Origin of the sequence: Comamonas sp. NyZ500, assembly GCF_016772095.1 — a bacterium.
Taxonomy (GTDB): Bacteria; Pseudomonadota; Gammaproteobacteria; order Burkholderiales; family Burkholderiaceae_C; genus Comamonas; species Comamonas thiooxydans.
The window spans coordinates 138,314-155,528 of record NZ_JAEIJE010000009.1; the positions used below are offsets into that span (position 1 = coordinate 138,314).

Consider the following 17,215-nt stretch of genomic DNA (forward strand, 5'->3'; position numbering starts at 1 on the left):
CGCATGACAGAAAGGGGATGAAGGCAGTTCTCATGCTTAGTCCTTGCGAACGGTATAGACGATATCCATGGCGCTGGTCATGCCGGTCTGGGCGCGCAAGGTGACGCTGCGCGACAGGTCGTAGAAGATATAGATGATGCCCATGGCTCCCGACAGGCTCTGCTCGTAGGTCAGGTAGAGCTTGTCCGAGATGCGCTTGCCCATGGTCAGCGCAGCGCCTGCTGCATCCGTACCGTCCCCGCCGCCCTTGAAGCCGACTTCATCGAGACCCAGGCTGCCCGCAATCTTGCCGCTGGAACTGTTGCCGCCAGCCAGCAAGGCCATGGCGGCCTGCTGAAGCAGGGCGCTGCTGGCCCCGCCGGAGGCAGGGTCGCGGCCCATGACTACCCAGGAGAGCTTTTCCGCGTCGGGCAGGGCAGGGTCCGAGTACAGCAGCACGCGTGGCGCACTGGCCGTGCCCAGCACCTGCACACCGGCCTTGACGGCAATATTCGGGCGCAGCGCCAGTATGTCCAGCGAGGGGTTGTTGTAGGGACCATTGAAGCGGATCAGCCCGGTTTCAACATTCAGCGACTGTCCCCAGGCGCGGTAGCGGCCTTGCTCGGTACGGATTTCTCCGGTCACGCTAGGCGGGCCGCCGATGTAGCTGGCGCCTCGCACTTCAAGCTGACCCAGCAGTCGCGTGGTGATGCCAAAGCCTTGCAGCGCAAAGTCACGTCCCATGTCGAGCTTGACGAGAATGTCTGGCACCTTGCGCGGCGTGGCGCGGGCCTGCTCCTTGCGGGCCTGTTGCTCGGCGCGCTGGCGCTCTTCCTCTTCGGCCTTGCGCGATGCCGCCGAGCGCACCACCACATCCTTGTCCAGCGATGGCGCGGATTCCTCAGGCAAGATGATGGAGGCTCTGTCGACGCTGAGGTCTCCGCGCAGCGTGAACTGGCCTTGCTCCAGCCGGGCCTGCAGATCGCCGGAGACGCTGACCTGACGGTCGGCACGCACCAGGACTTGCAGCTTGCTGGCCTTGGCCTGCAGATTCATGCTCAGGCCCGATTCGACCCCCGTACCCGGTGGTGTGAACTGGGCATAGCCCGAGCCGGTAAGCTGGCCACCGTCTTCAGGAGCTCGGGTCAGATTGCCGCTATAGCCCAAAATGCGCGCCTGGCTGCCTTTGCCGCCCTTGAGGCGCAGTTCGGTGATGTCCAGTCTGGTGCCTTGCAGCTTGGCGCGCAGAATGCCGTCGCGCAGGTCCACGCCATCGAGCAAGGACACGATGTTGAGCCCATCGGCCTTGATATCGCCCTGCCACTTTGGGTCCTGCAAGGTGCCGCTGATGCTGGCATCCGCCGCCAAGCTGCCCTGAATGCGCCAGCCCGGTGGCGCAAACAAGGACCACAGCCCCATATCTGGCATATTGGCATGCAGCTGACCGGACAGAGGCGCTGTGGCGGGTAGCGTCCAGCCGTCTTGCTGGTAGCTGAGCTGGGTGCGCAGGTCGGCGTTGAGCTTGCCTGCGCGCTCGCTGTCCCAAAGCAGTTTGGCGTTGACCTGGCTGCCCTGGGCCTGCACGTTGAGGCGCATGTCCTTGATGCGCGAGCGCATGCCTGTGCCGCCGATCTGGCGCGTGCGCGTGCCGCCGGCGCGTGTGGCGGTTGGGCCGGTAGTCTGGATGACGGTGGTGCTGGAGCCATCGTCCACTGCCAGTCGCAGATCGCCTGCGGCGCGCTCGACCGTGAGATCGGCCTTGAGATCCTTGCCCAGAGTGTCCAGGTTCCAGCGCGCGTTGAAGCTCAAGTCGCCGGAAATCCCCGCGGCTTCCAGTGGCGGATCGTCATCGCCCAGGCTGAAGGCATCGACCCAGGCCAGCGGAATTCCAAGGGCCTGCCCTGCGCTGCGCACACCCCATTGGCCGCTGCCGGCACGGGTGACGGAACTCGCCTCCCATGTCAGCTGGGCGGGAGGCAGTGGCTCGCTGCTGGTACGCCTGAGGCTCAGTTTGGGAGGCGTGATCTGCAGCTTGCCGGCGCTGAACTGATAGGCGGTGCTCAGCACCGTGCTGCCGCTGGTGCGCTGTTGGATCTGGACGGGGGCACCGGGCTGAAGCTGCACGACCCAGGGGCCGGGCTTGTTCTTGTCGGGTGTGAACTGGGCCTGCAGCTTTTCCAGACTGGCCTGCCAGTCCAGCGGTGCCATGGCCTTGCCGCCTGTGAGGCCGGCCTGCAAAGTAGTGTCGATCTGCATGCTCTTGCCAGCCTGCTGGGCCTGCGCGGTCAGACCGACCCTGGCATTTTCGGGGCTGCCGTCAACGCTCAATGCCAGCGCAGGCAGGATGGCGCTCTGCTCGGCTGCAGTGCCGGCGGGCAGATAGCGAATTTTCTCGGCGCGCAGCTTGGCCTGAATCTGCAAGCCACTGGCGGGAATGGCCGCGCCATGAGCGGCACTCAGGCGCTTGAGCAGGTTTTCCCAACCGCCCTTCAGGGCCAGTTGCAAATCTGCGCTGCCATCAAGCTGCGCACCGCTCAGTGGGTCCTTGACGCCCGGCAGCTTGCGCAGCCATTGCGTGAGCGTGCTCATGGAGCCGAGCTGCAGCTGGCTTTGGACAGCGCCGCTGGCGGGGCCCATCTGCCCTTCGATGCTCAGTTGCGCACCGGGAGCAGTGGCCTTGAGCCTAGCCTTGGCCTGCTGGGTTTCGGTATTGAACTCCACGGACCTGGCATCGACGCTGGCCTGCAGGGCTTGCAGCTGCAGCTTTTCCAACTGCAGCAGCGGAGCCTGCCACTGGCCGCTGGCAGCCAGGGTCTGAATGCGCAGCGCCGGGCTGTCGCGCTTGCCGCTTGCCGCTTGCAGATTGGCGTCAAACACTATCTTGCTGGCTGCTGGATCGCTGCTGTCGACATCGGCCTGTACGGCCTTGGCACTGATCCGGCCCTGCAAGGGCGAGGCTTCCAGCGTGCTGTAGAGATCGGCCGGGTTGAGCTGTTCCACCGTGGCCAGGCCTTCGAACAACCGGGTATTCGGAGTGAACTGACCGCCGAGTGCGATATGGCCCTTGCCGATCTGGATACGGGAGTCATCCACCTGCCATTGCTGGCCATCGAAATCGATTCGGGCTGTCAGCTCGGCCACGGGCAGGCGCTGCTTGTCCCAGGGGCCGGGCAGTGCGTTGCTGAAACGGGTGTTCAGGTTCCAGGGCTGAGCCTCCAGGTTCGTAGCTGGAGCTACCGTTTCGTCGGGGCCAGCCTGCAATTGGCCGGTCAACAGGGTGCGTGGCCCTTGAGGCCAGAAGGCCGAGACATCGAGATTGTGGAGTCTGGCCTTGGCTGCCAGCAGCGGCTGGCTGCGCCAGGGCATGATGCTGGCCTCCACATCGGCCTGCATGGTGCCCACCTCTGCCGTTGCTGCTTCGGACGGCCTCCCGCTCTTCTCCCGCTTCGGCTCGGTTGCCTGCGGGTCTTGAGTTACCGGGCCAGGGGTCGATGCTTCAGCGCTGGCATTGGCCTTGATTGCCAGCCTGGCTGCTTCGGTGGCCAACGTGCCTTCGGCCGTCACCTTGGCCTGCACGGCTATGGTGTTGAGGGCGTCAGCGCTTTTGTCCAGCGGATTGGGCACTTGCACATCGCCTGTTGCTTCTGCTTGCAAGGCCATGGGGGCCGCGCCCTGCAGCTTCAACTGGGCCTGGTAGGCACCCTGGGCAAAGCGCAGGCTGCTGACCTTGAGTTCATGGTCTGTGCCCGTGTATTCATAGCGACCGTGGAGGTCCTGAACCACGGCCTCAGGCGGGCCTTGCCAGATGATCTGATCGATCCTGAAGGGCAGCTCTATCTTCACCGGCAGGGTCAGCGACTGCAGTGGTTCGCTGGCGGGTTGGTCGGGGTCGGGGGTGCTGGCAATGCGCAACTCGGCGATATGGACTTCGCCCAGCTTGAGCGTACGGGACAACAGCAAAGGCCTGAACTGCCAGCCGATCTGCGCTTCATTGACCTCGACCTTCATGGTCGGGCTTTGCCATTGCAGCCAGCCGATACGGCCGCCGTTCTTGACGCTGCCCGTGACCTCCTTGGCCACCAGGCTCTGGTCTGCGGGCAGCCAGCCCGCCACGCGCTGCAGCGTCTGGTTGAGCGAGTCGTCCCTGCCAATCCACCACAGCAGGCTGCCAAGTGCCAGCGCCAGTGCGAGCAGGGCCGCTGCAATAGTCCAGCCCAGTGCGCGCAGCCAGCGGCGGCGTCTGGGGGCTGAGGAGGAGGCTTTGGCGGTAGGGGTTGTGTCTTGTTCTGCCATGCTTAAAACGTGAAGCCCAGGCGCAGGTGCAGGCGCAGTTGCTGCTCCTGAGCGCCCCAGGCGAGATCTGCTTGAATCGGACCGACTGGGCTTTTCCAGCGTATGCCGGTGCCAAAACCGACGCGGGTGTAGAGCCGGTTGATATCGTCGCCGACCGTACCTGCATCGATGAAGACGGCGTGTTCGAAGTCCTGGGTGTTGCCCTTGATGGTGATGGGCCGCTGCCATTCCACGCTGCCCATGGCCAGATAGCGGCCGGCAATCACGCGGCCGTTGTCGGTGCGTGCGCCAATCGACTGATAGCCATAGCCGCGCACCGTGTTGTCACCGCCGGTCAGAAACATGATGGTGGTGGGCAGATCCACATCTTTCTTGGCCATGACGGCGCCGACTCCGGCCTTGATCTGCAGACGGCTGTGGCGCCTGGTTTCCTCATCGCGCTCGCCCAGCGGGATCAGGCTGAGCCAGCGGCCCGTGAGGCGCCCGAACGGCGAACGCTGCGGTGTCAGCGTGGTGCCGGCCCCGGCTTCCAGGGCCAGACCGAAGCCCGAGGTAGGCAGTAGGTTGTTGTCGAAATAGCGGGCCGTCCAGCCATAGTTGGCCAGCAGCGAGGAGGCGCCGGGCGGAGCACCTGCTCCCTGGGTCTTGGCGTAGTCGTACTGCAGGTACAAATTGCGCTCTATGCGGTCTTCTGCCTTGGAGCGGCCAAAGCGCATCTGCGCACTGTTGGTGTAGAAGTCGCCAGCAGGTGCACGCTCTAGCTTGCCGCTGGCAAACCAGCGCCAGAGGTCTTCACCAGGAAGGCCGACCAACTGAGTGGAAATCAGCGGGTTCTTCCTGTCCAGCTGCAGCTTGCTGACGGCGCGCCAGTTCAGACCAGGAACCTTGTTGTAAGTGTGATCGATGGACAGACGGGGTCCGGTGTCCGTGCTCAGACCCACACCGAACACCCATTTCTGCAGCTTGGCCTCGCGCACCTTGGCAATCACGGGCGAGGTGATGGCTGCACCCTGATTCTTGCGCTGCTCGTCGCGCTCAGCTTCGGTAGCGGCCTGTTGTGGCGAATCGGCCAGCGAAAGAAATACCGAGTCGTAATAGCCGCTGCTGACCAGGCGCTGCTGCGCATCTAGCATGCTTTGCAAGTCATATTCCCTTCCTTCCGGAAGGCGCGCAATACGGGCCGTGCGCACCGGGTCGTAGCGCTCGGCACCATCGATCTGCAGCGGACCGAATGTATAGGCCGGGCCGGGGTCGTAACTCACGCTGACCTGGGCCTTGTTGGTGTCGGCGTCCACATCGGCGAGACTGGTATCTATGCGGGCCAGCGGATAACGGCGCTTTTGCAGCTCCTTGAGACCACCGCTCTTGGCGCTGCTCCAGGCCGATTGCGAGAATTGCTCGCCAGACTGCAGCGGCCAGGTTTCCTCGATCTGCAGGCGCTGCGAGGTTCCCAGCTCGTCGCTGGCATTGACGCCGGTAAAGCGCACCTCGGATTTTTCAATGATGGTGGGCGGGCCCGGATCGACCTTGACCACCACTTTGCGCGGTGCTTCTTCCTCGGGGGTATCGGTCAGCTCCACGGTCACCGTGGGGCTGAAATAGCCCAAGGTGCCTATCAGCTCGCGTACGTTGGCATCGGTCGCGCCCAGCAGGCGCGTCAGCTCGCGGCGCTGCAGATCGGGCTGGTGGCGAAAACGCTTGAGTTCAAGATGCTGCTCCAGCAGCGCACGGACTTGTTTTGGGGCATCGACTTCCAGCGTGAAGGCGGGGGGACCACTGGTGTCGATGCCCATGGCTTCGGCTTCTTTGTCTTTGGGGGAAAGCAGGCTGCAGCCGCTGAGGAGCAAGGCGGCTCCCAAAAGCAAAGCCGGCCTCAAGGCCGGCTTTTTCAAGGGCAAGGTCTGGGGCATGCCCCTATTTTGACAGCATGCGCATGGCGTCTTCCAAGCCTTTGAGCGACAAAGGGTACATGCGGTCCCCCATCAACTGCTGGATGATGCTGATGCTCTGGCGGTACTGCCATACGCCCTGAGGTTCGGGGTTGATCCAGGCAAAGTTCGGGAAGGCGTTCGTCAGGCGCTGCAGCCACTCGGCACCGGGTTCCTCGTTCATGTACTCGACCGAGCCGCCGGGCTGCAGGATCTCGTAGGGGCTCATGGTCGCATCGCCGACAAAGATCAGCTTGTAGTCCTTGTTGTACTTGCGAATGATGTCCCAGGTCGGGAATTTCTCGGCAAAGCGGCGGCGGTTGTTCTTCCACATGAAGTCGTAGACACAGTTGTGGAAGTAATAGAACTCCAGATGCTTGAGCTCGCTCTTCACGGCGGAGAACAGCTCCTCCACGCGCTGGATATGCTCGTCCATGGTGCCGCCCACGTCCATGAGCAGCAGCACTTTCACATTGTTATGCCGCTCGGGAATCATCTTGATGTCGAGATAACCCGCATTGGCCGCCGTGGAGCGGATGGTGTCCGGCAGATCCAGTTCCAGTTCGCTGCCCTGGCGCGCAAACTTGCGCAGGCGGCGCAGCGCGACCTTGATATTGCGCGTGCCCAGCTCCTGGGTATCGTCATAGTCGCGGTAGGCTCGCTGCTCCCAGACCTTGACGGCGCTCTTGTTGCGGCCCGGCCCGCCAATGCGTATGCCCGCCGGGTTGTAGCCGCCGTGGCCGAAGGGACTTGTGCCGCCCGTCCCTATCCATTTGTTACCGCCCTCGTGGCGCTCCTTTTGCTCCTCCAGGCGCTTCTTGAGCGTCTCCATCAGCTCGTCCCAGCCCATGGCTTCGATCTTGGCCTTGTCCTCGGGGCTGAGCTCGCGCTCCAGAAGCTTTTGCAACCAGTCCTGCGGAATTTCCTTGGTCAAGTCGGCCAGCATCTCAACCCCCTTGAAATAGGCGGAAAAAGCGCGGTCGTACTTGTCGTAGTGCTTCTCGTCCTTGACCAGAATGGTTCGGCCCAGGTGATAGAAATCGTCCAGGCTCCAGCGATCCTCGCTCTTGGGGCCGATGATGCCCGCGTCCAGTGCCTCCAGCAGGGCCAGAAACTCCTTGACCGACACAGGCAGTTTGGCGGCACGCAGGGTGTAGAAGAAGTCGATCAGCATGAAAAATGTCTCCAGCGCTTATGCAGCGGGTGCATGCTGCTCCAGAAGATAGAGCAGTTGTGCACGGGCTTCAGGCCATTCGCCGCTGCGCATGCTGTACATCACGGTGTCGCGAATCGTGCCGTCGCGGCGCAGCGCATGGCCGCGAATCACGCCATCTTTCTTGGCACCCAGGCGCTCAATGGCGCGCTGGCTGGCGAAGTTGAAGTTGTCCGTGCGCCAGCCCACCACATGGCAGCCCAGCGTACCGAAGGCATGGGCCAGCAGCAGCAGCTTGGCCGAAGTGTTGACATGAGTGCGCTGCACGCTTTTGGCATACCAGGTGTAGCCAATCTCCACACGGCGAATGGCCGGCACGATGTCGTGATAACTGGTCGTGCCCAGCACCTTGCCGCTGGCATCGTCGAGCACGGCGAACGCAAAGCGGTGGCCCTGGTCGCGGCCCAGCAGCGCGGCCTCGATATAGCTGCGCACCTCGCCAGGCTCGGGCACGGAAGTCACTCGAATCTTCCACAGCTCTCCATCGGCAGCGGCCGCTGCCAGTCCAGGCTCATGGCTTAGATCCAGCGGCTCCAGTCGCACACCGCGGTCGCGCAAGGTCACAGGTTCTACAAAAGTCATGGCTTGCTCACTCAAAGTGGATTGCGCTTGCTGCGCCAGAGTCGGGCCAGCTTGAGCCCCAGGCCTCCGCCCAGCCCCACCATGGCAATGGCGGCAATGCTGCCCGCACCATAGCCCTGGGCAAACAGGTCAAGGCCCAGCACATGGGACAGGCCCCAGCCCAGCAGGGCGCCGCCCACAAAGCCGATGGCGTCGGAGCCGCCTTCCAGCAGCAGTTGTTGTGCGGTGCTCATGGGCTGCGTCTCCTCGGTTCTTAAGGACGGTTAGCGGTTGCGCTGATTCATGAAGACCAGCTTTTCAAACAGGCTCATATCCTGTTCGTTCTTGAGCAGCGCGCCAACCAGGGGCGGTACGCTGACCTTGCCATCCTCGGATTGCAGGGCCGATGCAGGAATTTCCTCGGCGACCAGCAGCTTGAGCCAGTCGATCAGCTCGCTGGTCGAAGGCTTTTTCTTGAGGCCGGGCAGATTGCGCACATCGTAGAAGACCTTCATGGCGGCATTCAGCAACTCACCCTGTAGCTTGGGAAAATGCACGTTCACGATCTGGCGCATGGTGTCGGCATCGGGGAACTTGATGTAGTGGAAGAAGCAGCGGCGCAAAAATGCGTCAGGCAGCTCTTTTTCGTTGTTCGAGGTGATGAACACCAGGGGGCGGTGTTTGGCGCGGATCATCTCGTGCGTCTCGTAGCAATAGAACTCCATGCGATCGATTTCGCGCAGCAAGTCGTTGGGGAACTCGATGTCGGCCTTGTCGATCTCGTCGATCAGCAGGGCCACGGGACGTTCCGCCGTGAAGGCCTGCCAGAGCACGCCCTTGACGATGTAGTTGTGAATGTCCTTGACGCGCTCGTCTCCCAGCTGCGAATCGCGCAGGCGGCTCACGGCGTCGTACTCATAGAGGCCTTGCTGGGCCTTGGTGGTGGACTTGATATGCCACTGCAACAGCGGCATGTCCAGCGCCTGGGCCACTTCCTCGGCCAGCATGGTCTTGCCCGTGCCGGGCTCGCCCTTGATGAGCAGAGGGCGCTGCAGGGTAGCGGCAGCGTTGACGGCCAGCATCAGATCTTGCGTGGCCACGTATTTGTCGGAACCTTGAAACTTCATGGGCGGTATCAGCGTAAGTATTGATAAGCGTGCGAAATTCTCACTGCCATAATCGTTTGCACTGCAGCAAGGCATTTGAGCACCCGTCTGAACTCTTGAAGGATTGTGCGCGCAAAATGATAAAAACTTGGACCACGGTATTGGCAGTAGTTGTCGCATCAGTGACCGGCGCGGCAAACGCCCAGGCTGTCAAGGGCGATGCAAAGGCTGGCGAAGGCAAGATCGCCATGTGCATAGGCTGTCATGGCATCACCGGTTATCAGGCCAGCTTCCCTGAGGTTTACAAGGTGCCGATGATCGGCGGGCAGAACGAGGCCTATATCGTCTCGGCCCTGAATGCCTATAAGAAAGGCGAACGAAAACACCCCACCATGCGTGGCATTGCCGACTCGCTGAGCGAACAGGACATGGCCGATGTGGCGGCCTTCTATGCAGGTCATGCCAAGGCCAAGGACGGCAAGGCCAAGGAGGCGAACCCTGCTGTCACGGCGCTGCTGCAAAAAGGCGCCTGCTTCTCCTGTCACGGTGAAGGCTTTTCAAAGCCGATTGACCCGTCCTATCCCAAGGTGGCGGGGCAGTATTCGGACTATGTTTTTCGCGCCTTGCAGTCATACAAAACCGATGGCAATCCGCTCATCGGGCGCAGCAATGGCGTGATGGCCGGCATTGCCAAGCAGTTCAAGAACGACGAGCTGCAGCAGCTCGCCAAGTACATAGGTAGCCTGGACAGCGAGATGCAGGTGGTGGCGCAGCCGCACTTCCGCCTGGGCCAGAAATAGACCTTGTTTCAGAAAAAGCAAAAGCCCGTGCAGACGGGCTTTTGCTTTTTCTCAACGGGATGCAACTCAGGGGGCCGGTCCCCAGGGCTTGGGGGGCAGAGCTGGAGCCATCCTGCCGCGAGTGTGTCATCTCCCACCGGAGGCTGCGCAGCGCATCAGGGGGTACTTTTAAAACTGCCGTCGGTGGTGGCCAGACGCTGCACTCCGGCGACATAGGCTTCGCCATCGGGCGGGCGTCCCGAGCGCTGGCTTTCCCAGAGCATCTGGCTCAGGCATTCCATGGCGGCGTGATGGGCGTCATGCAGATCACGCTTCTTGGCCAGCAACTCAACCGCCTGGCGGATGCCGCGTGGCGAGTCCACGCTGCACTGCTCGCTGATGGACAGATGCATGGACAGATGCAGAAACGGGTTGGTGCGCTCGGGCTCTGAGTCATAGTTGCGCGCCACGGCGGCATCCATGTCGGAGAGCTCATCGAAATACTCGGGGTGCTCGTCTATCCACAGGCTGGCCAGTGTCTCGATGGCCTCCATGGGCGCGCCGCTGATCATCTTGGCGCGCACACCGCAAAAAAATCGCCGTACGTCGGCTTGACTGGGGTTGAACATGATGGCGCGCAGCGTATCACGGCTGTCGGGCATCAGCCGGACTGTGGTCTTGCTCGCTGGCCTGGGGCGTATCCTCTGCCTCGGCGTTGCCAGCCAGGAGATCGGCACGTTCCTTGGCCATTTGCTCCACCAGTTGCTGGCGGCCCTGCTTGGCCACCGCAATCAGCTGGTTCTTGTCCTTGTAATGCGGGTACATGCGCTCGGCCAGTGCCAGATTGTGCTCCCTGAAGCGTGCCGTGATGCGTTTGGCCTCGGCCGGACTCTGACCTAACAGCTCCAGCACCGACTGGGCCGAGATCAGGCTGGACTCGAACACTTCACGCTGGGCATGCTCCACACCCAGGTCGCGCAGTTGGAACCAGTGATTGAGATCCCGGGTGCGGGCCACGATCTCCAGGTTGGGGAAATGCTTGCGTACCTGGCTGGCTATCTTGAGGGACTGCTCGGGAGTGTCGACGGCAATCACCAGCACATGAGCCTTGGCTGCGCCTGCAATGCGCAGCAGATCCATGCGAGTGGCATCGCCGTAAAACACCCGGTGGCCATAGATCTGCGCGGCCTCCAGCATTTCCACGCTATGGTCCAGGATGGTCGGGCGTATGCCCTGGGCCAGCAACACGCGAGCCACGATCTGGCCGTAGCGGCCGAAGCCGGCAATGATGATGGGCGAGTCCTGAGGCTCGGAGATCTCTTTGGCCTTGTCGGAGCCGCATTCCTCATCCTTGATGGTGGAAAAGCGGCGCAGCAGCAGTTTATCCAGCAGCACCAGCAGCAGCGGGCCCAGCAGCATGGACAGAGCCACCGCTGCGACCAGCATGGACGAGACGCTGTGGCGAAACACCTTGTACTGCGCGGCTGTCTGGAACACCACAAAGGCGAATTCCCCGCCTTGCGCCAGCATCAGCGTGAACACCGGGCGTTCGCGCCAGGGAATCTGCATGAATTTGGCCAAGCCGAAGATCATCACTGCCTTCAGTGCAATAAAGCCCGTCACCATGGCGGCCATGGCCCAGGGAGACTGGAGGATGACGCCAAAGTCAATGCTCATGCCCACGGCCATGAAGAACAGGCCCAGCAGCAGCCCTTTGAACGGCTCGATATTGGTTTCCAGCTCGCTGCGGTATTCGCTGTCGGCCAGCAGCACGCCGGCAAGGAAGGCGCCCAGCGCCATGGACAGGCCCACCTGTGTCATCAGCATGGCGATGCCTACGACCAACAACAAGGAAGTGGCGGTGAAGATCTCGGGGGTCTTGCTGCGCGCAATCCAGCGCAGCAGCGGTTGCAGCAGCAATCGGCCTCCGATGATGACGGCGCCAATCGTGCCCACGGTCTTGAGAATGGCCAGCCAGACATGGCTGTCACCGTGGCTGGCATGGGCAGCCTTGTAAGCGCCGAGAATCGGAATCAGCGCCAGGATGGGGATGGCCGCCACGTCCTGGAACAACAGGATGGAGAAAGCGGCCTGTCCGCTGGGAGTACGCATCAGATTGCGCTCGGCCATGATCTGCAGGCAGACAGCGGTGGACGACAGTGCCAGACCCATGCCCGCAATCAGGCTGACGCGCCAGGACAGGCCAAAGGCCCATGCGGCCAGAAACAGAATGCCGGTGCAGACCGCCATTTGCGCCATGCCCCAGCCGAAGATCGGTCGCCGCAGCTCCCAGAGGCGCTTGGGCTGCAGCTCAAGTCCGATCACGAACAGCATCAGCACCACGCCAAATTCGGCAAAGTGCAGGATGTCGTCCACATTGCGCACCAGACCAAAACCCCAGGGGCCCATGGCAATGCCGGCGCCCAGGTAGCCGATGATGGCTCCCAGGCCCAGGGCTCTGGCGATGGGGACGGCTAGAACTGCCGCCGTAAGATAGATGAAGCCGTAAGTCAGCCAGATGGGAGAGCCGTGTTCCATGGGAATGTTATGTGGTGTTAACCCTAGAGAGATTCCATTTTGGCACCCGCAGTCAGGCGTCAGATTTTTGACAGAAAGAAAAATGGGACGAATGGTTACCTGCTGCTTATAGCGCCTGGTCAACCATGCGTCTGCAAGTTGACCGCGCAACTTTTAAGATAGGCGCTTTGTGACTGGCGCTTTAGATCGGCGTTTGGAGTGAGTATGGATCTGCACACCTGGTTTGCTTTTTTTGTGGCCTCCTGGATCATTGCGGTCTCGCCGGGCTCGGGGGCCGTGCTGTCCATGAGTCATGGTCTGTCCTACGGCGTGCGCAAGACCAGCGCCACCATCATGGGTCTGCAGCTCGGGTTGCTGCTCATCTTGCTGATAGCCGGGGCCGGCGTGGGCTCGCTGCTCATGGCATCCGAATGGGCCTTCAATGCCGTCAAGATCGTGGGCGCCGGCTATCTCATCTATCTGGGCATCAGCCAGTGGCGCTCCGGTGGCTCGCCGCTGGCAACGCAAGAGGCCGTGCCCGAGGCCAGTCTCAAAAAGCGCGTACTGACGGGCTTTCTGACCAATGCCACCAATCCCAAGGGCATCATCTTCATGGTGGCCGTGCTGCCCCAGTTCATGACCACCAGCCGTCCTCTGGCCCCGCAGCTGGCGATTCTGGCCGTGACCATGCTGGCCGTGGATACCACGGTGATGCACAGCTATGCCGCAGGCGCCAGCGCCTTGCGCGGCCTGATGCGCAGCGCACGCGCCATGCGCAACCAGAACCGCGTGTTCGGCGGCCTGCTGATGGCGGTGGGCACGGGGCTGTTCTTTGTGCAGCGCTCCGGTGAAGCCTGATCCGCTTTAAAAAACATAGCTGCAAGCGTATGAATAGATTGAGCTTGCGGCATATTTGATCGAATAATCTAGGGTAAGCCCCTTGTCCCGCGTCAGACATGGCGCAGGGCAGGGGGCTTCTACATTGGGGGCATGAAAACCTTTCGCTCCTACTCCGAAGTGCTGGCCTCGATTGGGCAGGAAGTCGCCGTCAGCGACTGGATCACCATCACACAGGCCCAGATTCAAATGTTTGCCGATGCCACGGGCGATCAGCAATGGATTCATACCGATCCCGAGCGCGCAGCCCAGGGGCCGTTCGGCGCGCCGATTGCCCATGGCTTTCTCACGCTGTCCCTGCTGCCTCAGTTTTTCGAAGGCACTTTCAAGATCGAAGGCGCCAAGATGGGAGTGAACTACGGGCTCAACCGTGTGCGCTTCATGGCCCCGGTTCCCGTCAACAGCCGCTTGCGGGCCCGCATGACATTGCAGGCGGCGGAGCGCATCGAGCCGGCCGGCATCCAGATGACCTGGCTGGTGACGGTGGAGCGCGAGGGCAGCGACAAGCCTGTGTGCGTGGCTGAGTCGCTGGCGCGCAGCTTTGGTGCTGCGGCCTGATTCGCGGCGTAATTTTCAAGCCATGAAAAAAGCCCCTTGGCATCGGCCTTGGGGCTTTGTTATTGAGCAGCACCTTGCACAGCAGGGTGCTGCGCAGGGGTCGTCATTCGCCATAGTTGTCCAGCAAACCGGCCTTGCCAGCGGCAATGGTTTCCTGGCGCACCTGCTCACGGCTGAGGTTGCTGGATTGCTGTTGCTGGGACAGAGGCAGATAGGCATCGCCAACGGGCTGCAGCTGACCCCTGGCCATGGCGTCCTGCACCTGGGCCTTGACCTGGGCACGGGTCAGGGTGGACTGTGATGCAACTTCGGGAGGGTAGTGATCGCCGGTGAAGTCAAAGCCTGCGGCCTGTGCAGCGGCGGCGGACATGGCCAGGGTGGCAACGATGGCGAGGCGGTTGGCGTATTTCATGATTCGTCCTTTGGGTACATCGGGCCTGCAGTCCTGGCGGATATCGTCGGTCGGCTGCAAGTCCATGAGTCGTACTTTAGGACGATCTAATTGCGAGAAAAACCCCTTGTTGCGCAACTTATTGTTCCGAAAATGGAGACAATAAGCGGGAACTTAAAGAGCCGTCTTGGGCTCTGCAAGGGCAGCACCCGCGAAGCCCTGCTGACGCCAGGCTTCAAACACCGTCACGGCCACGGCATTGGATAGGTTCAGGCTGCGCTGAGATGCCAGCATGGGCAGGCGCAGTCGCTGCTCGTTGGGGAACTGGGCGCGCACCTCGGGTGGCAGTCCCTTGCTTTCAGAGCCAAAGACCAGCCAGTCGCCAGCTTTGAATTCCATGGCATGCGCCGGGCTGCTGCTATGCGTGGTCATGGCGAACATGCGCTCGCGCTGCGGCTGACAGGTTTCGAGGAAGGCGTCCCAACTGGCGTGGCGGGCTACATTGGCGTACTCGTGATAGTCCAGTCCGGCGCGGCGCATATGCCGGTCTTCCATGGAAAAGCCCAGCGGCTCGATCAGATGCAGGCTGCAACCCGTATTGGCGGCCAGACGGATGACATTGCCCGTGTTGGGAGGGATCTCGGGCGCCACAAGAACGATATGAAACATGGGGCGCTATTGTGCAGCCCGGCTTTGACCCACGCTGCCGCCTTCGCAGTTCCAGACTGGCGAATATGGGTCAAGGCGTGCGTGCCAGCACGACGGCGTTGACCGATGCCGCGCCGGCCGACAGCAGGCAGCCTGCCAGTGCATCCAGCGTGGCACCGGTGGTCATCACGTCGTCGAGCAGCAAAATCTCCCGCCCTTTCACCAGAGCCTGTCGAGCCGGGGTGAGGCTGAAAATGCCGCGCAGCTGGCGCAGTCTTTGTTCCCGGCTGGAGGCATGTTGGGGCAGCTCCAGGTGTTGGCGTTGCACAGCCTCGCTCAGCAAGGGCAAAGGCCTGTCGTATTGCTCAGAGAGGGAGCGTGCCAGCAGCAGGCTGTGGTCAAAGCCGCGCTCGCGCACGCGCTGTGCGGAGGCCGGCATGGGCAGCAAGGCATCGCAGGCCCGTAACTGCTCCCTGACTTCGGGGTGACCGGCCATCAGCCTGCCCAGACTGCGCACCAACCCCAGGTCGGCCTGAAACTTGTAGCGTGTGATGAGGTTTTGCCATGGGTAGGCATAGTCCAGCGCGGCGGTGCAGCGCTTGAGTCGGGGTGGTTGCTTGAGGCAGTTGCCGCAGAGGCTGACCAGAGCCGGCAGCGGCAGGGCACAGCTGTGGCAGCGGTGCTTGTGCTGGGCCCAGCGTGCATGGCAGTCGCGGCAGATACGCGGCCCCGGCCAGCGTCCACAGATTGCGCATTGGCTGGGCAAGGCATCCAGCCAACGCTGCTGCTGGCGGCGCAGGTGTGAAAGCCATGTCGCATGAAGGTCGGGCATGGAATCAATATACTCGCGCCGCATTGATCTTCACTCCGGCAGTTGGTGAGCGGCTCGCTCGACTCTCTGCCTGCTTCTGTCCGCCCATGTCCCACGTCCTGCCTCCAACAATTGATTCTGCAGCTGCAAACCATTGGCAAATGGCCGCTCCGGCCGAATCTCCCTGGTTGCACGAAGAGGTGGCCAGTCGCATGCAGCAGCGCCTGGACTGGATCGTGAAGCCGCCTGAGACCTGGTGTCACTGGGAGCCGGTTCGCGGCGGCATGCAGGCTCACCAACTGCTGCGCGAGCGCTATCCGCAGGCCGAATGCACGATCTATGAACCCGTAGCCCGCCGCGAGGCCGTGGCCCAGGACAAGCTCGGCAGCCGCTGGTGGCAGCTTTCGCGCTGGAAGGGGGCTGCCGTGCAGATGGGGGCGCCCGCAGATGCCAGCATGGACATGCTCTGGGCCAATATGCTGCTGCATACGGCAGCCGATCCGCAGACCCTGATCGAGCGCTGGCACAAGGCACTCAAGGTCGACGGCTATGTCATGTTCTCCTGCCTCGGGCCGGATACGGTGCAGCAGCTGCATCGGCTCTACGCCGAACTCGGCTGGGGGCCGGCAGGTCATACGTTTACCGATATGCATGACTGGGGCGACATGCTGGTGCATTCCGGCTTTGCCGAGCCGGTGATGGACATGGAGCGCATCACTCTGACCTTTGCCACGCCGCAGCGTCTGTTGCAGGAACTGCGCGAACTGGGCCGCAATCTGCACCCCGGGCGTTTTGCCGGTCTGCGTGGCCGTGGCTGGAAGGCCGGGCTGCTGCAGAAAATGGCGGAGCGCTGGGCCGACAAGCAGCCCGATGGACAGCTCTCGCTGACCTTCGAGATCGTTTATGGCCACGCCTACAAACCGCAGCCCAAGCTGCGTCTGGAAGCCAACAGCGCCGTGTCGCTGGAAGACATGAAGGCCATGCTCAAGCAGCCCCGCAACACGGGTTTGCGATAGCACATCTGTCGTTTTCCGGTCATTGATTCGACACAAAGCTGCCTACAATTTCCCCTAGTTATTTCATGGATAGCAGCAATCCTTCGGGCTTCTCTCCTGCCTGAAGGAAACCAGACAGTGCGGCCCAAGCCGCCAGGGGAGATATCGGGTGTTTCGCTTTGCCAAGGGGACTGGCCAGCGGGTTCGACAGCGGCCGGTTTTCGCATTTCATCATCACCACAAGCCAGCCTTTTGCTGCGCTGACGCATCCCTGTGCCCGGCGGTTGTCGCGGTGCAGGGACGTCCCATCTTCTTCCCTTCTGTCTCGGCTGCCAGGCCAGTTTCAGCCATCTCCGGCACTTGCCGTGAGATGCGCTTGCCAGTACGAGTTTCAAGTCCGGTCAGGCCTGCCTACGCAAGGTCGATTGGCATGGGTTTCCGGTACATGCATTAGTGAATGCGCGCAGACAGTGCTATCAAATTCTGGGGCATGCTGCGTTGAAGTTCGCGAGGTAGTGTGAGTGTCACAGCCTTCTGGC

General features: G+C 62.0%; 15 protein-coding genes. 4 read left to right on the forward strand and 11 right to left on the reverse strand.

The annotated features are described in order from the left end of the window. Nucleotides 1-36: 36 nt before the first annotated feature. From JAO85_RS15205 to JAO85_RS15230, 6 genes are all read right to left on the reverse strand, one after another. The gene (locus JAO85_RS15205; protein ID WP_202788433.1) at nucleotides 37-4,272 is read right to left on the reverse strand and encodes a translocation/assembly module TamB domain-containing protein; all 4,236 of its coding nucleotides are present in this window, start codon (nucleotides 4,270-4,272) and stop codon (nucleotides 37-39) included. Nucleotides 4,273-4,274: 2 nt separating this feature from the next. After that, entirely contained in the window at nucleotides 4,275-6,065 is a 1,791-nt protein-coding gene (locus tag JAO85_RS15210; protein WP_081007734.1) for an autotransporter assembly complex family protein, read from the reverse strand. Between the two features lie 121 nt (nucleotides 6,066-6,186). Continuing rightward, nucleotides 6,187-7,374 (reverse strand): VWA domain-containing protein, encoded by a 1,188-nt coding sequence (locus JAO85_RS15215; RefSeq protein ID WP_012839703.1) that lies wholly within the window; start codon nucleotides 7,372-7,374, stop codon nucleotides 6,187-6,189. An 18-nt stretch (nucleotides 7,375-7,392) separates the two neighbouring features. Then, the gene (locus JAO85_RS15220) at nucleotides 7,393-7,995 is read right to left on the reverse strand and encodes a GNAT family N-acetyltransferase (protein ID WP_202788434.1); all 603 of its coding nucleotides are present in this window, start codon (nucleotides 7,993-7,995) and stop codon (nucleotides 7,393-7,395) included. Nucleotides 7,996-8,006: 11 nt separating this feature from the next. Further along, the gene (locus JAO85_RS15225) at nucleotides 8,007-8,228 is read right to left on the reverse strand and encodes a hypothetical protein (RefSeq protein ID WP_003071240.1); all 222 of its coding nucleotides are present in this window, start codon (nucleotides 8,226-8,228) and stop codon (nucleotides 8,007-8,009) included. Between the two features lie 30 nt (nucleotides 8,229-8,258). Beyond that, a complete protein-coding gene (locus JAO85_RS15230; RefSeq protein ID WP_012839701.1) occupies nucleotides 8,259-9,101 on the reverse strand; it encodes a MoxR family ATPase in 843 nt (280 codons plus the stop codon). Between the two features lie 116 nt (nucleotides 9,102-9,217). Here JAO85_RS15230 and JAO85_RS15235 point away from each other — a divergent pair, with 116 nt between their 5' ends. Further along, nucleotides 9,218-9,880 carry a cytochrome c gene (locus JAO85_RS15235; RefSeq protein WP_041744310.1) on the forward strand — a complete coding sequence of 221 codons (663 nt, stop codon included), beginning with the start codon at nucleotides 9,218-9,220 and terminating at the stop codon, nucleotides 9,878-9,880. 155 nt (nucleotides 9,881-10,035) lie between these two features. Here JAO85_RS15235 and JAO85_RS15240 read toward each other — a convergent pair whose 3' ends face one another. Beyond that, complete coding sequence (locus tag JAO85_RS15240) at nucleotides 10,036-10,488, reverse strand: DUF1841 family protein (RefSeq protein WP_202788467.1); 453 nt, start codon at nucleotides 10,486-10,488, stop codon at nucleotides 10,036-10,038. 16 nt (nucleotides 10,489-10,504) lie between these two features. After that, on the reverse strand, nucleotides 10,505-12,397 hold the full coding sequence (gene kefC, locus JAO85_RS15245) for a glutathione-regulated potassium-efflux system protein KefC (protein WP_003071254.1): 1,893 nt from the start codon (nucleotides 12,395-12,397) through the stop codon (nucleotides 10,505-10,507). Between the two features lie 204 nt (nucleotides 12,398-12,601). On the opposite strand from kefC, the gene JAO85_RS15250 reads away from it, so the two are divergent. Next, complete coding sequence (locus JAO85_RS15250; protein ID WP_003071257.1) at nucleotides 12,602-13,234, forward strand: LysE family transporter; 633 nt, start codon at nucleotides 12,602-12,604, stop codon at nucleotides 13,232-13,234. Between the two features lie 132 nt (nucleotides 13,235-13,366). After that, nucleotides 13,367-13,831, forward strand: a complete 465-nt coding sequence (locus JAO85_RS15255) for a MaoC family dehydratase (RefSeq protein WP_003071260.1) — start codon at nucleotides 13,367-13,369, stop codon at nucleotides 13,829-13,831. 103 nt (nucleotides 13,832-13,934) lie between these two features. Here JAO85_RS15255 and JAO85_RS15260 read toward each other — a convergent pair whose 3' ends face one another. The 3 genes from JAO85_RS15260 to JAO85_RS15270 all read right to left on the reverse strand — a co-directional run bounded on the left by JAO85_RS15260 (nucleotide 13,935) and on the right by JAO85_RS15270 (nucleotide 15,702). After that, nucleotides 13,935-14,309, reverse strand: coding sequence for a DUF4148 domain-containing protein (locus tag JAO85_RS15260; RefSeq protein ID WP_003071263.1), 375 nt, complete (start codon nucleotides 14,307-14,309; stop codon nucleotides 13,935-13,937). An 87-nt stretch (nucleotides 14,310-14,396) separates the two neighbouring features. After that, a complete protein-coding gene (trmL, locus tag JAO85_RS15265) occupies nucleotides 14,397-14,891 on the reverse strand; it encodes a tRNA (uridine(34)/cytosine(34)/5-carboxymethylaminomethyluridine(34)-2'-O)-methyltransferase TrmL (protein WP_012839697.1) in 495 nt (164 codons plus the stop codon). A 70-nt stretch (nucleotides 14,892-14,961) separates the two neighbouring features. Further along, complete coding sequence (locus tag JAO85_RS15270; protein ID WP_237734858.1) at nucleotides 14,962-15,702, reverse strand: ComF family protein; 741 nt, start codon at nucleotides 15,700-15,702, stop codon at nucleotides 14,962-14,964. A gap of 86 nt (nucleotides 15,703-15,788) precedes the next feature. Between JAO85_RS15270 and JAO85_RS15275 the strand changes: the two genes are divergently transcribed. Further along, a complete protein-coding gene (locus tag JAO85_RS15275) occupies nucleotides 15,789-16,697 on the forward strand; it encodes a class I SAM-dependent methyltransferase (protein WP_202788436.1) in 909 nt (302 codons plus the stop codon). Nucleotides 16,698-17,215: the final 518 nt, after the last annotated feature.

Excerpts from the sequence above, each read along its gene's own strand:
- JAO85_RS15205 (WP_202788433.1), bottom strand. The coding sequence starts at position 4,272 with ATGGCAGAACAAGACACAACCCCTACCGCCAAAGCCTCCTCCTCAGCC.
- JAO85_RS15210 (WP_081007734.1), bottom strand. The coding sequence starts at position 6,065 with ATGGGCATCGACACCAGTGGTCCCCCCGCCTTCACGCTGGAAGTCGAT.
- JAO85_RS15215 (WP_012839703.1), bottom strand. The coding sequence starts at position 7,374 with ATGCTGATCGACTTCTTCTACACCCTGCGTGCCGCCAAACTGCCTGTG.
- JAO85_RS15220 (WP_202788434.1), bottom strand. The coding sequence starts at position 7,995 with ATGACTTTTGTAGAACCTGTGACCTTGCGCGACCGCGGTGTGCGACTG.
- JAO85_RS15225 (WP_003071240.1), bottom strand. The coding sequence starts at position 8,228 with ATGAGCACCGCACAACAACTGCTGCTGGAAGGCGGCTCCGACGCCATC.
- JAO85_RS15230 (WP_012839701.1), bottom strand. The coding sequence starts at position 9,101 with ATGAAGTTTCAAGGTTCCGACAAATACGTGGCCACGCAAGATCTGATG.
- JAO85_RS15235 (WP_041744310.1), top strand. The coding sequence starts at position 9,218 with ATGATAAAAACTTGGACCACGGTATTGGCAGTAGTTGTCGCATCAGTG.
- JAO85_RS15240 (WP_202788467.1), bottom strand. The coding sequence starts at position 10,488 with ATGTTCAACCCCAGTCAAGCCGACGTACGGCGATTTTTTTGCGGTGTG.
- kefC (WP_003071254.1), bottom strand. The coding sequence starts at position 12,397 with ATGGAACACGGCTCTCCCATCTGGCTGACTTACGGCTTCATCTATCTT.
- JAO85_RS15250 (WP_003071257.1), top strand. The coding sequence starts at position 12,602 with ATGGATCTGCACACCTGGTTTGCTTTTTTTGTGGCCTCCTGGATCATT.
- JAO85_RS15255 (WP_003071260.1), top strand. The coding sequence starts at position 13,367 with ATGAAAACCTTTCGCTCCTACTCCGAAGTGCTGGCCTCGATTGGGCAG.
- JAO85_RS15260 (WP_003071263.1), bottom strand. The coding sequence starts at position 14,309 with ATGGACTTGCAGCCGACCGACGATATCCGCCAGGACTGCAGGCCCGAT.
- trmL (WP_012839697.1), bottom strand. The coding sequence starts at position 14,891 with ATGTTTCATATCGTTCTTGTGGCGCCCGAGATCCCTCCCAACACGGGC.
- JAO85_RS15270 (WP_237734858.1), bottom strand. The coding sequence starts at position 15,702 with ATGCCCGACCTTCATGCGACATGGCTTTCACACCTGCGCCGCCAGCAG.
- JAO85_RS15275 (WP_202788436.1), top strand. The coding sequence starts at position 15,789 with ATGTCCCACGTCCTGCCTCCAACAATTGATTCTGCAGCTGCAAACCAT.